The sequence below is a fragment of the Streptomyces sp. FH025 genome (assembly GCF_017427025.1).
Lineage (GTDB): Bacteria > Actinomycetota > Actinomycetes > Streptomycetales > Streptomycetaceae > Kitasatospora.
Genome location: NZ_JAFLNG010000024.1, coordinates 13,718 through 28,659, shown reverse-complemented (window position 1 = coordinate 28,659; position 14,942 = coordinate 13,718). Strand labels below are relative to the sequence as shown.

The window sequence follows — 14,942 nt, the reverse complement described above, 5'->3', positions numbered from 1 at the left end:
CGCACCCTCAGCCCCCGCACCGGATGGACCCGGGCCCACTGGGAGGCCGCCGCCGACCGGCTGCTCGCGGCCGTCCGCCCGTTCAGCGGCCCCGGTCACGCCCTGATCGACCTGCCCGGACCCCGGCCCAGCCGCTCCGGCCGCCGCTCCGACGGCCTGGAGGGCTACGCCCGGACGTTCCTGCTCGCCGCCCTGCGGGTGCGCGGCGCGGACGGCGCCGACCCGCACGGCCTGCTCGACCGGTACGCCGCCGGGCTCGACACCGGCACCCGACCGCCCGGCGACGGGCCCGACCAGGCTTCCTGGCCCCGCGTCACCGACCGCGGCCAGGCCATGGTCGAAGCCGCGTCCATCGCCTTCGCGCTGAGGCTGACCCGCCCCTGGCTCTGGGGCCGCCTCGCCCCCGAGGTCCGCGACCGCGCCGGCCGCTGGCTGGCCGACGCCCTGCACCGCACCCCCGTCGACAACAACTGGTGGCTCTTCCCGTTGGCCGTCGGCGGCTTCCTCGCCGAGGAGGGCATCGAGACCGCCGCCGCCCGGGCCGCCGTCCGCCGGGGCCTGGAGCGCATCGAGGCCTTCCACCGCCCGCCCGGCTGGTACACCGACGGCCGCCCGCGCGCCTTCGACCACTACAACGGCTGGGCCCTCCACCTGTACCCCGTCCTGCACGCCCACCTCGCCGGGGACGGCGCCCTGCTCGACACCCACGGCCCCCGGCTCGCCGCCCATCTCGCCGACCAGGCCCACCTGTTCGGCGCCGACGGCGCACCCGTCCACCAGGGCCGCTCCCTGATCTACCGGTTCGCCGCCGCCGCCCCGCTCTGGGCCGGCGCCCTCACCGGCCACACCCCGCTGAGCCCCGGCACCACCCGCCGGCTCGCCTCCGGAGCGCTGCGCCACTTCCTCGACCGGGGCGCCACCGGCCCCGACGGCCTGCTCACCCTCGGCTGGTACGGTCCGTACCCACCGCTCGTCCAGCCGTACTCCGGCCCCGCCTCGCCGTACTGGGCGGCGAGCGCCTTCCTCGGCCTGCTGCTGCCCCCGGACCACCCCGTCTGGACCGCCCGCGAGGAGCCCGCACCGGCCGAACTGCGCGACACCGTACGGGCGTTGCCCGCCCCCGGCTGGCTGGTCCAGTCCACCGCCGCCGACGGCCTGGTCCGCCTGCACAACCACGGCAGCGACGACCAGCCCGCCGACCACACCCTGCCCGACGACCCGCACTACACCCGGCTCGCCCACTCCACCGCCACCGGGCCCACCCATGCCGGTCCGGCCGACAACCACCTCGCCCTGCTCTCCGACGGCCTGGCCGGCGACCGGGGCCCCATCACTCCCCTGGGCACCGGCGACGGCTGGGCCGCCTCCGCCCACCACCCCCGGATCACCGGCGAACCGCTGCCCGACGCCGCCGTCACCTCGCTGACCCTCGCCCACGGCGCCGACGAGGTCCGCGCCCACCTGATCACCGGCGCTCCGCCCGGCACCGCCCTGCGCGAGGGCGGCTGGGCCGTCGCCGGAGAGCGCGTCCTGCCGGGCGGCGACGGTGTCGGCGACGGCACCGCGACCGCCCTGACCGTCGACGGCCGCCGACTGGACAGCGAACTGCGCGCCCTGCACGGCTACACCGGCGCGGAGGTCCGGCCGGTGCCCGGCGGAACGGCCTTCGGCCCGGCCGCCGCCCTCCCGCTCCTGACCGGCACCACCGGCTCCGCCACCCACCTCCTGGTCTGCGCCGCTCGCCTCACCGCGCGCGCCGACCTCCTGCCGCCGCTGACGGCGCTCTCGGTGGAGGCGCTCCCGGCCGCCGACACGGAGGCCGCGTACGACCTGCGGATCCGCTGGCCGGACGGCACCGTGCGGTCGGCCCGGCTCGCCCCGGGCGCCGTGACCGTCCGCCGAGCGTGAGCCGAGCGTGAGCCGAGCTCCTTCCGGCGCTCAGCCGCCGCAGGAGGTGCGCACGCACAGGGAGGGCAGCAGGGTGATCCGGTGCGTCGGCAGGTGGTGCCCGGCCGAGAGCCGGCGCAGCAGCAGGTCGACGGCCGTCTCGCCGACGGCCCGGGTGGGCGGGGCCACGGCGGTCAGCGGCGGGTCCGCCAGGGCCGAGAAGACGTCGTCGTACGCGATCAGGGCGAGGCCCTCGGGCACGGTCAGGCCGTGCGAGCGCAGCAGCGGCGGGAGCTGGATCGCGTCCTGGTCGTTGTGGACCAGCACCGCGCGGACCCCGTCGGCCGCCGCCTCGGCGATCCGCCCGGCGAGCGGTTCCGGGTCGGCCGGGCGGCCCGTGGCGTCGAGGGTGTCGAGGACGGGCAGGACCTCCAGGCCGAGCAGCCGCGCCGCGCGCTCGTAGCCCGCCCGTACCTCGCGCGCGGTCCAGGAGTCGTCGCGGGCCGCGAGCAGCACCTTCCGGTGGCCGAGGGCGGCGAGGTGGCGCAGCGCCAGGAAGACGCCGTGCCGGTGGTCGGAGTTGACGGTGTCGAGCCCGCTCCCGGGGCTCCCGTCCTCGGGCGCGCCGCGCTCGACCAGTACGGCGGGCACCGGCAGCGAGTCCAGCCACGCGTGCTCCTCGGCGGGCCGTCCGGGCAGCAGGTTCGGTGTCAGCAGCAGCCCGTCGGCGCCCGACTCCAGCAGCCGCTCCGCCTGCGCGCGGTCGTCACGGGCCTGGTACGGGGCGATCCCGAGGACCAGCCGCACCCCCCGGGCGTCGGCGGCGGAGCGCGCCCCCTCGATCACCGCGTCGAAGTACGACCCGGCGGAGGGCACCAGCAGCCCCACCACCCGGGGCTGCGCGGACTCGCCCGCCGACTCCTCCGGCGAGCGCCGGTAGGACACGAACCCGTGCGAGCGTCCGACCCGCCCCGCCTCGGCCAGCGCGGCCACGTCGCGCCGCACGGTCACGGTCGGAATGCCCAGCCGCCGGGCGAGATCGGCCAGCCGCACCGTCCCGCCGGTCTCCCGGACGGCCTTGAGGATCAGCTCCCGCCGCTCCTCACCCGAGATCGCCATCGACGTCCCCCTCCGCTGCTCCGGTCGTCATCCCGGATGGTTGATCGGACCTTATCTATCGATCAATTTTCGATCAACGTCCCGGGCCCGGCGGTTGTCGGAGGTCAGTCGGCCAAGCCGGGCAGTTCGGACAGTTCGGCGGATCACGTCGCCCTCCGTGCCCCGGGGACCAGTGCGAAGCTCTTCCGGCGGAGCCGGCTGCGCACCTGCCGTGCCGGGAGGTCGAGCGTCCACCCCGGGCCCGCTTCTCTTCGATCACGCGCTGGCGCCAAGCGAGTTGGCTGCGTAATGTGGCGGTCTGGTGTGTGCGGAATACCGGGGCAGTGTTCGGGCGAGGGAGGCCAGCGGCATCTCGACGTTCTTGGCCGCGATGGATCCGCACAGCAGAGCCGGCCACGTGAAGAGCCGAGTGGCGAACAGGGGCGAACAGGTAGGTCACCCGTACGAGCGCGACGACTGATCATGCCGGACTGTTGACGTCGAGCCCATAGGCCGAGGTCGGCAGCGATGAAGCAGTTCTGGGGCACTGCGAATCGGGCGAAGGCCCGAGCGGGAGGGGATCGACATGGACCTGAAGGTTCTTGGCGGACTGGCGGTGCACGAAGGGGGAGTGTCGATCTCCCCGCCGTCGGCGGCGACCAGACAGGTTCTCGCGCTGCTGGTGGCCTCCGCCGATCGTGTCGTGCCGACGTGCGCCATGGCCGAGGAGTTGTGGCCGGAGGAGGTGCCCGAGAACGCGGGGCAGATATTGGAGACGCACGTGCGGCAGCTGCGTGCCACCATCGGTGCGGCCCTGCAGACGGAGGGCAGCGTGCGGACGGCTGAGGAGGTGCTGGCCTGGGTGCCCGGTGGGTACCGGCTGGGCACCGGCGGCGGCTCCAGCGACGCCCGGGTGTTCGAGCGGACGGCCGGAGCGGGCTACCGTGCCATGGAGACGGGGGACCTGGACCTGGCGAGCAGGCGGCTGCGTGAGGCACTGGACCTCTGGACCGCCGCTCCGTTCGCCGGAGTCGCTCAAGGACCGCACCTGCGTTCTCACGCGGCCCTGCTCACCGGCTCCTGGCAGCGGGCCGTGGACCGGTGGATCGACGTGGACTTCAGGCTGGGGCGCTGGCGGGAGCTGTGCGCCGACCTGGCGCAGGTCCTCAGTCGGTTCCCCCCGCCGGCGTTGCCGTACGTCCAGTTGAAGGCAGACCTGGACACCAAGGGCCATGACCCCGAGGTGATCAGGCGACATCTGCACCGACGCCGCAACGCCTTGTCCTTCACGGCGCACCGCATCGTGATGGGGAGGCAAGGGTCGCGCTCGACCTGTGGCAGCGACCGCGCCCTCAGCCTCGCGGCCGCCCATGGGATCGGGGCGCTCCAAAGGGCCTGACGGATGTGGTGAGCGGCCTGGTGCCGGGTGCGCGCACAACTCGACGGATCGGCGGTCGGTATGACGGACCGTCCTGAGAGGTGGGTGCGCACCCGGCCGCTTCGGCACCTCACGGGCACCCCACGGGTGCGTCATGGGTGCGTCATGGGTGCGTCACGGGCAGGTCATGGGTGACGTCCTCAACGGCATCGCCCCGCACGGCAACACCCGTCCCTGGCATGCACGTTCCGGGTCTTCCCCGACTACCCGCGCCCGGGCGTGTCGAGGGCCGTCGGCGCGGAACAGAATGCTTGACGATCTGGTTGCGCACTGTCTAGGTTCATCGAAGTCGGACGGCCGGAAGAGGCGGGGGCATGGAAGACGAAGTCGGTACACATCGCCCCGACTTGCTCACCGTACTCCGACTCCTCGCCGAAGAGGCACCCCTGGAGAGTTACGAAGAACTCCTGCGGCGCGCGAGCCAGGAGCGGTCCGAGGCCGAGCGGCTTCGTCTTGAGCAGGCGGTCAGGCTGGCGTACGTCATCAACGCGTTCCAGGGCCGGCGTCGACAGCGTGAGGACGCACTCGCCGAACTGGTCGACACGGCACGCGACATGACTCAGCAGAACGATCTGGGCGAGCTCCTCAAGGTCATCACCCGATGCCTCAGACGGATCATCAACACGGACTTCGCGTGCATCTGCCTGCGCGACGAGGACGACGAACTGCTCCTGCGCGCCGCGGAGGGGGCGACCACGGTCATCGTGCCGGGGATGTCCCTGCTGAGAGGCCTGGGGCAGCAGGCCATCGCCACGGGAGCCCCGCTGTGGACCGCCGACTATCTGCGCGATCCCACTCTGGAGAACTGCCGGGAGGGCGATGAGTTCATCCGCGCCGAAGGCATCAAGTCGCTGCTCGCCGTGCCCCTGGTCCACGGTGACAGCGCCCTGGGGGTCCTGGTCTGCGCCTCCCGCGCGGTGCGGCACCTCACCCCGGACGAGATCGGGCTGGTGTGCTCGCTGGCCGCGTTCGGTGCCGTGGCGATCGAACGCGCGGAGCGGCTCCAGGACGCCAGGAGCGAGGTGACCGCACTCGAACTGGATGGCTTTCACGCCCGTATGACCATGGCCAGGCTCGAACAGCTCGGGGACGCCCACGGTCGCATGTTGGGCCTGCTGCTGTCCCGAGCGGACCTCGACACCGTGGCCCGGGCCGCCGCCGACGCGCTGGACGGCACCATGCAACTGCGCGATCCCGCGGGCCGTGTCATGGTGGCCACGGCCGACCTGCCGGACCTGGACGACGCCGCGGTGGCGGAGACGTCCTGGAAGGCTCACGCGGACCGCACGCCGGTGGTGCACAAGGAGGGAACCTGGGTGGTGCCGGTGCTGGCCGGTGCCGAGAACCTGGGCTTCGTCGTGATGCGCCCCAACGCCGCGCTGGTCGGGGTGGACCAGCAGCTGGTGTGTCTCGCTAGTCAGTCCTTCGCCCTCCACCTGCTCCTGCAGCGCGGTACGGCGGTGACGCAGGCGCCGGTCCACGACTCCCTCTTCGACGAACTGCTCGCCCTGTCATCGCGCGGCCCGCAGCAGGCGCGCCACCTCGAACAGCGCCTCAGCGAGATCGGCATGAACCTGGCGGAGCCGTTCGTCCTGCTGGCGGTGCGCCCCGAGAGCGGAGGATACGGACGTGCCGTCGTGTGGGCCTCCTCCTACGCCCATGGCCAGGGCGGTCTCAAGACCGTTCAGGACGGCTGCATCATGCTGCTGCTGCCCGGTTCGGACGCGTCGGCCGTCGCGCGCTCCGTGGGTGGCGAGCTGACGTCGATGCTGGATCAACCGGTGACCGTGGGCGCGGCCGGGCCGGGGCGCGGCCTGGGTGATGTCAACCGCCTGCACACGGAGGCGGTGCGCTGCCTGGAGGCGCTGATCACACTTGACGCCACCGGAAGCGCCTCGTCCCTGGAAGACCTCGGCTTCATGGGCCTGCTGTTGTCCGAGACGCACGACGCGAGCGGCTTCGTCGACTCCGTCATCGGGCCGGTGCTCGACTACGACCGCACGCATGCCACCGAGCTCACCGAAACATTGGAGGCGTACTTCGCCACGGGCTCCAGCCCGAGCAAGGCCGCGGAAACGCTCCATGTCCACCCCAACACCGTGTCGCGGCGTCTGGAACGCATCTCCGCGCTGATGGGGGAGAAGTGGCAGCAGCCGAGTCGCGTCCTGGACATTCAACTGGCCCTGCGGATGCACCGGATGAGGGTCGTACTGCGCCTCGGCTACCCGGGTGCGGACCGCTCCTGAAACCTCGGCCCGGAGCCGTCCTCCCGCAAGGCGACGTACCGCGAACCGCGGCCGGTGGCGAAGGCCGGGGTCTTCGCTGCGGGGCCTGCCGGCGGATCTCCGTCGGGCCGAAGATCCGCCGGACGGCCCCTAGCCGCAGGCGCCCAGGGCTATCGCCGTGTGCGCCACGGAGGCCAGCGTCATGTGGCGGTGCCAGCCGCGGAAGGAGCGTCCCACGAAGTCGCGCAGTCCGACCCGATCGCCGATGTGGGCGAGGTCCTGCTCTACCCGGCCGTTCAGCTTGGCCAGGCGCAGCAGCGATCCGACCGACGCGTGGGTCATGCCGGTGATCCACATCTGGGAGGGAGGCTGAGACGGGTTGGACCACTCGCCCAGCAGGAGCAGGCGCCGGGGTTTGGCTCTTATGGGGCCCGGCATGGCGACGGGGACGGCGGCGGCCATGGTGGTGCGCGCGGTGTTCCCGTGGGACGCGTCGGGCCAGGAGACAGGGATCCGTACCCCCTTGACCAGTTCGAGTATTCGCTGGGCGGGCAGCGAACCGGCCCGATGGCCCGGTAGCGCCGGATCCGCCACGGCCATCCGGCAGGACGGGCTGACCCGAATGAGGAAGGGCACTCCGCCCGTGGTCAGCTGGTCCGTCGCGGCGAAGATGTCGCCACGCCGCCGCAGGTCCAGTAGGACGGGGCGGTGCGGGATGCCCCACAGCCGTGCCATCTCCACGGCGGCGGACACGGCGCACTCCTCCGCGCTCTCCGCCCCCAGCCCCTCGGGTAGTTCAGCCTGCTCGCGCCGCTCGGGATCGTTGATCCAGGGCCCGGGGAGCACCATCCGCCAGTTGACGGGCGCGCTCAGCTCGGGGGAGGCGAGCCAGACACCGAGGGCCTGCTGGCCGCGGAAGACCTGACCCAGATGAGGCGCGAACTGCTGGTCCACGCCCACCGAGTGTCGGCCGGCCTTGGGTATGTGGATCGGCCGAACCGCCCACGCCTGCGGTGCCGCCGTGTGTTCGATGTAGTCGGCCAGGGCGATGCGCAGGGGACGCCAGTCCCAGGCGGAGCTGGAGATGAAGTGGTGCAGGCTCTGATCCACCCCGGCCCCGCCCAACCGGGCGGCGATGTTGCGGATGGACTTGCGGCCAGGTGTGGTCAGCAAACCGCGCAAGTACTGCTCCGCGCGCAGTCGGCGGTCCCTCCGGCCCAGCAGAGAGAAGATGACGGCGCTCAGTTCGTTGACGATGTCGTCGGACACCTCGGTGTCGTGGGAGGCGCCGCGCTGGTGGGGCAGTGTCGGTGTGCCGGCTAAGTCGCTTGTCCCGAGGGTCAGTGTGTTCACGATGCTCCAGCGGTATGGGGTGGGCATTGGCGGCCGCATGTCCACCATCGCTGGAATGACCCCAACCTTACGAGGTGCTCCGGGGACCTGAATGTGTGCCTCACTGCATCGATGGTCACCTGCTGCCGGAATGCGTGAACTGGGTATTGCCGTGCCGGTTGACGGGTCCTGTACGGCGTAATACGGCGCCGGTACGGGGTGTGCCGGGACAACACCGACCAGGACCGGGGTTGGGGTACGACCCCCACCCCGGCCGTGCCCGCTCACCGGATCCGCAGGTGTTCGAGGTAGGACCGCACATTGCGGCGGGTCTCGGCGACGGAGTCCCCGCCGAACTTCTCGGCCACTCGGCGTTTCCCACCGTGATCGCGACCGGGGATCCGAGGGTGAGACCGTGTCGTACCCCTCCCAGGAAGGCGACCTCGTCCCGCTCGAACTTCATCCGTGCCCCACGGCCGTACCCGAGCCGCCGCCGCGCCAGGTGGTCCGCCACCATCCCGGTGGTGATCGGCACACCGGCGGGAAGCCCCTCCAGCGTCGCGACGAGGGCCGGACCGTGGGACTCTCCCGCGGTCAGCCAACGCAGCCTGCTCAACGGTTCCCCCCGAGGCCGCTGTCGGTGAAGTCACGGTCACCGTGCAGCCAGGAGACGCTGTTCTGCATCTCCACCTGCGTCAGCGCGGAGAGCATCGCATTGCGCCCCTTGGCCGCCTCACCCGCCGGGTGGTAGAGCTCGCTGCCCATGCGCCGGGCGATCAGCTGGGCGCGTCCCGCGCGTTCATGGCGTACGGCGTTGAACTTCTCCAGGCGCTGTTCGGCGTCGTCCTCGCCCATCCCGTCGAGCAGGTCGCCGAGGACCACGGCGTCCTCCAGCGCCTGGCAGGCGCCCTGCGCCGCGTACTGCAGCATGGGATGGGCGGCGTCACCGACCAGGACGACGCGCCGGTCGGTCCAGGTCCGCACCGGGTCACGGTCGCACAGCACCCACTCGCGCCACCCTTCGCCGAGTTCGAGCAGACGGCGGGCGGTGGCGCCGATTCCGGGGAACTGGGCGAGCACGTGGTCGCGTTCGGCCTCCCGCCCGGTCACGGGCACGGTCGCCCCGTCGTCACGGGTGACCGCGAGGTTGAGGTACTTGCCGCCGCCGATGATGTAGTGCACGAAATGCCACTTGGGTCCGGCCCACAGCGTGACCGTGTTCCAGCGCAGCTCCTCCGGCACCTTCTCGATCGGGATCACCGAGCGGTAGATGGTGTGACCCGAGACGCGGGGTTCGCCGTCGCCCAGCATCGCCGCGCGCACGGTGGACCGGATGCCGTCCGCGCCGATCAGCGCCGAACCGCGGAAGGTCCTCCCGCCGGTGGTGCGTACGGTGACGCCCGCGGCGTCCTGCTCGTAGTCCTGCACCGCGGCGTCGGCGAGGAGCTCGACGCCGTCCAGCTCCTGGCAGGCGGCGAGCAGAGGCTGGTACAGGTCGCCGCGGTGCACCACCGCGTACGGGTTGCCGAACCGCTCACGGTAGGCGCCGGTCAGTTCCATGGCGGCGACCTTCTCGCCGGTGGTGCCGTCCATGAAGCGCAACTCGTCGATGAACACCGCGCGTTCGCGCACGCTCTCGCCGACGCCGAGGCGGTCGAGAGCGTGGAAGGCGTTGGGTCCGAGCTGGATGCCGGCACCGATCTCCGCGAAGGTTCCGCTGCGTTCGAGCACGGTGGTGCGGTGTCCGAACCGGGCCAGCGACAGCGCAGTCGCGAGTCCGCCGATGCCGCCCCCGGCAATGATGACGTGTGCCATGGTTCGTCCCGTTCCTTCCGGTGGTTGATGGCGTGTCACTGCCGGGCGGAGGCCGGCAGCGGATGCTGGGGGAAGAGCCGGTGCATCTCCTCGTGGAAGCCGGGGAAGGTCTTGGCGACGCAGCCGGGATCGTCCAGGGTGAGGTTTCCGGTGCGCAGGTTCAGCACGGAGAACGCCATCGCGACCCGGTGGTCGCGTTGGCAGGCGATGCGCGTCGCGGACGTGCTGCCGGGGTGCACGGTGATCCAGTCCCGCCCGGTCTCCGTGCGGATGCCCGACGCGCGCAGGTTGCGCGCGACGGCCTCGATCCGGTCCGACTCCTTCAACCGGGCGTGGCCGATGCCGCGCACGGTGATCGGCGCGTCGGCCAGCGGCGCGATCGCCGCCAGCGTCATGAAGGTGTCGGAGATCTCGCCCATGTCCACGGTGAACCCGCCTCTGAGCACGCCGGTTCCGGTGACCGTGGTCGCGTCCGGGCCGCGCCGTACGCGGGCTCCGGTGCGCTCCAGTACGTCGACGAAGCGCACATCGCCCTGAAGGCTCCCCAGGCCGAGGCCGTCCACGGTGACGCTGCACCCTGTGACGGCCGCGGCAGCGAAGAAGTAGGAGGCGGTGGAGGCATCTGGTTCGATGCGCAGATCGGCGGCGCGGTAACCGGTGGGGCGGACGGTGAACTCACCGGGGAAGTCCTCGGCCACCTCGGCGCCGAAGTGCCGCATCAGCGCGATCGTCATGTCGATGTAGGGGCGGCTGACCATCTCCCGCACCCGGACCAGCAGGGGGGTGCGCAGGAGCGGGCCCGCCATGAGCAGCCCGCTCAGGAACTGGCTGCTGAGCCCGCCGTCAACGTCCAGGCTGCCGCCGTCGAGACCTCGTGACCGCACCCGCAGGGGCAGCGTCCCGCCCGGGGCGGTGTCCACCAGGGCGCCCAGGCGGCGCAGCGCGTCGGCGAGCGGGGCCACGGGGCGGGCGGTGAGTTGTGCGCTGCCCTCGAACACGAAGTCGCCGTGGCCCGTGGCCGCCAGCGGCGGCAGGAAGCGCGCCGCCGTGCCCGCGTCCGCGCACCAGATCCGGCCGTCGCCGTCCGGCCCGCAGCCGATGCCGGTGACCCGCCAGGCGCTGTTGTCGGGCAACGACTCCACATGGGAGCCCAGTTGGGGCAGCGCGTCGCGGAACGCCACGGTGTCCTCGCTGACGAGAGGGGCGGCGAGCACGCTGGTCGCGTCGGCCGCGGTGGCGAGCAGTAGCGCTCTGTTCGTGAGGGACTTCGAGCCCGGGACACGGGCGTTGAGCGCACGGGGCGGTGCGATGGGGGTGTTCATTGCTGTCCTTCGTCGTCGGGGGAGGCCGGGCGGCCGTCCCCGGCTCGTGGGACCCGCGTCCGGGCGCGGATCCCACGGCGGTCAGGAGTCGGCCGGTTCGAGCGCGAGTCCGCGCCCGGCGAGTGCCGCCACGGCGAACTCACCCTCCACGGTGGCCTCCACGGCGAAGGCGTACCGCTCGGTCGGCGGATAGCCGATCAGCTGGGCAGCCCGGTTGGGCAGCGGGGCCTCCGCGGCCTGCCGGGACTCCCAGAGCAGCACCGCACCCCACCGGTCGGCGCCGGCGTCGGAGATCCAGAACTTCAACCGCAGTCCGGGCACCTGTGCGAAGCGATCCACCGCCTCCTCGCGCAGGAAGCCGCGCAGCGACTCGACGGTGTGCTCCGAGCGCGCCAGATCCCACCAGACGATCACCGCGTGCATGCGCCGGACACCTCCTGGAGCAGCGAGCCGATGATGCTCGGCCCGGCCACGGTCAGGACGGACTCGGCGTGGAACTGCATCGAGGCGAACCCGGCCGCCCGCAGCGCGTGCACCTCGCCCGTGGCCGCGTTCCGGCTGACCTCCACCCTGCCGTGCACCGGGTGCTCGAAGGAGTCCGTGGCGCACCGGGCGGCGAAGGTGTTGTAGAAGCCCACACGTGCCGTCCTGCCGAACAGGTCGATCTCGTGCTGGGCACCCTGGTTGGGCACCTCGCGGCGCACCAGGTCCAGGCCGAGCAACGTGCTGAGCACCTGATGGCTCAGGCACACCGCGAGGAAGGGCCGCCGCTCGTCGAGGAGCCGGGCCGCCGCCGAGCGCAAATGTGCGATCTTCGGGTGCGTCGTCTCCCGCGGGTCGCCCGGACCCGGACCCATGACGACCAGGTCGTGGTCGGCGAAGTCGTACGGCTCGTCGAAGCGGTGGATGTCCACTTCGCAGCCCAGCGACCGGATCTGGTGCGCGATCATCTCGGTGAACGTGTCCTCGGCATCGACCACCAGGACCTTGCGTCCGGTCAGCGGGCCGGTGAGCGGACCGGGATCGGCCGTGTCCTTCAGCCAGAAGTGCGCGATGCCGTCGTTGCGCGCGTCGAGCGCCTCGCGCACCGCGGGGTGCGACCCGAACCGGGTGGGCTCGGCCCCGCCAAGCGCCGCCAGCAGCCCCGCGGCCTTGGCACGGGTCTCCTGCACCTCGGAGGCCGGGTCAGAGTGGCGCACCAGAGTCGCGCCCACCCCGATCCGCATCACTCCGGCCGAGTCGATGTCGGCGGTCCGGATCAGGATCGAGGAGTCAAGGGTGCGCCCGCCCGCGGCATCGCGCCCGATGAGGGCGACCACCCCGCTGTAGTAGCCGCGCCCGGCCGGCTCGTAGCGGCTGATGACCCGGGCGGCGCTCTCCAGCGGGGAGCCGGTCACCGTCGGCGCGAACAGGGTCTCGCGCAGGATGTCGCGCACATCGCGGTCGGTGCGGCCCTCGATGAAGTACTCGGTGTGCGCCAGACGCGCCATCTCCTTGAGGTACGGCCCCCTCACACGGCCGCCCTCGGGGCAGATCCGGCCCATCATCTTCAGCTCTTCGTCGACCACCATGTACAGTTCGTCGGCCTCCTTCGTGTCGGCGAGGAAGGCCAGAACGCCGTCGAGGTCCGGGCCGGACACGGGGTAGCGGTAGGTGCCGCTGATGGGGTTCATCACGGCACGGCCGTCGCGGACGCTGATGTGCCGCTCGGGAGTGGCTCCGACGAACGTCCGCTCACCGGTGTGGACGAGGAACGTCCAGTAGGCGCCCGTCTCCCGCTCGACCAGTCGGCGGAAGAACGACAGCGCGTCCGGCACGCCGAAGTCCGGCAACTGGGCGACGAAGGACCTCTTCATCACGAAGTTGGCGCCCTCGCCCGTACCGATTTCGTCGGAGACGATGCGACGCACCGTCTCGGCGTACGTGTCGTCGTCGATGTCGAAGTGGTCCTCGGTCACCTTCACCGGATGGTTCGGCAGCAGTCCCAGGGTGTCGCGCAACGAGAGCGAGGCATGCTCGCCCACCTTCATCGCCAGGAGCGGCCGGCCGTCGTTCGGAGCGGCGAAGCCGCGTTCGGCCAGCTGCCGATAGGGGATGAGCACCAGTAGTTCCTGGTGGGTGCCGGTCCCCGGCGCTTCGTCGAGTTCGAGCTCGGCGATCGTGGCGACCTCGGTCACCTCACCGGTCAGCACCTCGAGAGCGTCTTCTCCTGCTGCCTCGGGACGGTGCAGCAGGGCGAAGGCCTCCGTCGAGCCGTCGAGGATGCGCGACAGCAGCAGCACGCCGTCCTGCGTTGTCATGGGGTTCCTTTCGCCTTCGGGCGCGCTCAGTGCGTCGCCGTGGTGGCTGCGTTCAGCCCGGTCAGTACCGCCTGGGCCGTCACGACCTTGGCGGCGCGCTCGGCGGCGTAGGTGAGTGCCAGTTGGTGGTACTGGGCGGAGAAGTCGGCGACCGCGTCGGCCACGACGAACGGCTGGATGTCGTTCGTGTACGCCTCCACCGCGGTCATCAGGACCCCCACGTGCGCGTAAACGCCGCAGATGATCAGCTGGTCGCGGTGCCGCTCACGCATCCGGGCCAGGAGGTCGGTCTTGAAGAAGGCGCTGTAGCGCCACTTGGTGAACGTCCAGTCGCCGTCGTCGGGCTCCAACGGCGCGACGACCTGGCGGTGCTCGGGTGTGGCCTGCATGCCGGGGCCCCAGAAGTCCTTGAGGAGCCCGCGCTGTTCGGGTGTCATGCCGCCGGGCTGCGCGGTGTAGGCGACGGGGATGTCCAGCTCCTTGGCCCGCGCGCGCAGCCGCGCCGTGTTGTCCACCAGGGCCCGGCCGAGTTCGGTGGTGCGCGGGAACGGCTTGAGGAAGTACTCCTGCATGTCGTGCAGGAGCAGCACCGCGCGCCGGGGGTCCGGTTGCCAGTCGACCGAGTTCCGGGGTAGCCGCCCCTCGGTGGGCATGGAGTACGGCTGGATGGGGGGGATTCCGGGCATGGGCCGGCTCCTTTCGTTCTCAGACACCGAGGGTGGCTCCGCCGTCCACGGTCAGTTCGTGCATCGTGATGTGCCCGGCCTCGTCCGACAGCAGGAAGGCGACGGTCCGCGCGATGTCCTCGGGGCTGGCCACCTTGCCCAGCGGGATCCCGACCCGGTACTGCTCGGGGTTGCCCGCGATCGAGGCCTTGGCGGCGGTGTCGGCGGTGTGCATGCCGCGCAGCATCATGGTGTCGGTGGAGCCGGGGGCCACCACGTTGCAGCGGATGCCCCGGTGCGCCACTTCGAGGCCCAGGCACTTGGTGAACGCGGTCGCCGCCGCCTTGGAGGCCGCGTAGGCGGCCATCTCGGCGCGCGCGGTGCCCGCGGCGTTGGACGCGACGGTGACGATGGCGCCGGTGCCGCGATGGACCATGCGGTTGACCACGGCGCGCGACACGTGGAACACGCCGGTGGCGTTCACGGCGAACGTGGCGTTCCAGTCCTGGTCGGACAGGGCGCGGGCCTGGCCGAGATGCAGCACACCGGCGGCGTTCACCAGGTGCGACACCGGGCCGAGGCGGGTCTCGACCTCCTCGACCAGTTCGTCCACGGCGGAACTGGAGGTGACGTCGGCGGCGAAGCCGGTCACCATCAGCCCCTCCGTGCGCAGAGCGGCGGCCGTGGCGGCGATCCGCTCCGCGTCGAGGTCCACGGCGGCGACCGTCGCCCCGCGCTCGGCGAGCAACCGGACGACGGCCTGCCCTATGCCGCCGGCCGCTCCGGTGACCAGGGCGATGGTTCCTTCCACGGTTCCAGCCTCCTGAGTGAGTTGGGTGCTAGGGCCGGTAGGGCCCCGA

The 14,942-nt window shown here is 71.9% G+C and carries 11 protein-coding genes and 1 pseudogene; 3 read left to right on the top strand and 9 right to left on the bottom strand.

The features are described 5' to 3' along the window. Positions 1–1,908 (top strand): DUF2264 domain-containing protein (locus J0670_RS03380; protein WP_207809430.1); only part of this gene is annotated, 1,908 nt, incomplete at its 5' end. 30 nt (positions 1,909–1,938) lie between these two features. Here J0670_RS03380 and J0670_RS03375 read toward each other — a convergent pair. Further along, positions 1,939–3,006, bottom strand: a complete 1,068-nt coding sequence (locus tag J0670_RS03375) for a LacI family DNA-binding transcriptional regulator (protein WP_207809428.1) — start codon at positions 3,004–3,006, stop codon at positions 1,939–1,941. A gap of 565 nt (positions 3,007–3,571) precedes the next feature. Between J0670_RS03375 and J0670_RS03370 the strand changes: the two genes are divergently transcribed. Continuing rightward, positions 3,572–4,384, top strand: coding sequence for a BTAD domain-containing putative transcriptional regulator (locus tag J0670_RS03370; RefSeq protein ID WP_207809426.1), 813 nt, complete (start codon positions 3,572–3,574; stop codon positions 4,382–4,384). Positions 4,385–4,770: 386 nt separating this feature from the next. Further along, complete coding sequence (locus J0670_RS03365; protein WP_243436464.1) at positions 4,771–6,669, top strand: helix-turn-helix domain-containing protein; 1,899 nt, start codon at positions 4,771–4,773, stop codon at positions 6,667–6,669. Between the two features lie 129 nt (positions 6,670–6,798). Here J0670_RS03365 and J0670_RS03360 read toward each other — a convergent pair whose 3' ends face one another. The 8 genes and pseudogenes from J0670_RS03360 to J0670_RS03325 all read right to left on the bottom strand — a co-directional run bounded on the left by J0670_RS03360 (position 6,799) and on the right by J0670_RS03325 (position 14,893). Further along, positions 6,799–8,001 carry a transposase gene (locus J0670_RS03360; RefSeq protein ID WP_207809422.1) on the bottom strand — a complete coding sequence of 401 codons (1,203 nt, stop codon included), beginning with the start codon at positions 7,999–8,001 and terminating at the stop codon, positions 6,799–6,801. 337 nt (positions 8,002–8,338) lie between these two features. Then, positions 8,339–8,596 (bottom strand): annotated as a pseudogene (locus J0670_RS03355) (chorismate synthase); the annotation flags it as partial. Then, positions 8,593–9,795, bottom strand: a complete 1,203-nt coding sequence (locus J0670_RS03350) for a 3-hydroxybenzoate 6-monooxygenase (protein WP_207809420.1) — start codon at positions 9,793–9,795, stop codon at positions 8,593–8,595. The pseudogene J0670_RS03355 and the gene J0670_RS03350, both read right to left, overlap by 4 nt. Positions 9,796–9,830: 35 nt before the next feature. Then, positions 9,831–11,117, bottom strand: a complete 1,287-nt coding sequence (gene aroA / locus J0670_RS03345) for a 3-phosphoshikimate 1-carboxyvinyltransferase (protein ID WP_207809418.1) — start codon at positions 11,115–11,117, stop codon at positions 9,831–9,833. A gap of 81 nt (positions 11,118–11,198) precedes the next feature. Beyond that, positions 11,199–11,540, bottom strand: coding sequence for a hypothetical protein (locus J0670_RS03340; RefSeq protein WP_207809416.1), 342 nt, complete (start codon positions 11,538–11,540; stop codon positions 11,199–11,201). Beyond that, complete coding sequence (locus J0670_RS03335; RefSeq protein ID WP_207809414.1) at positions 11,528–13,417, bottom strand: anthranilate synthase family protein; 1,890 nt, start codon at positions 13,415–13,417, stop codon at positions 11,528–11,530. Before J0670_RS03335 ends, J0670_RS03340 begins: the two co-directional genes overlap by 13 nt. Before the next feature lie 26 nt (positions 13,418–13,443). Next, positions 13,444–14,103, bottom strand: a complete 660-nt coding sequence (locus J0670_RS03330) for an isochorismatase family protein (RefSeq protein ID WP_207809412.1) — start codon at positions 14,101–14,103, stop codon at positions 13,444–13,446. A 19-nt stretch (positions 14,104–14,122) separates the two neighbouring features. Further along, a complete protein-coding gene (locus tag J0670_RS03325) occupies positions 14,123–14,893 on the bottom strand; it encodes a 2,3-dihydro-2,3-dihydroxybenzoate dehydrogenase (RefSeq protein ID WP_207809410.1) in 771 nt (256 codons plus the stop codon). Positions 14,894–14,942: the final 49 nt, after the last annotated feature.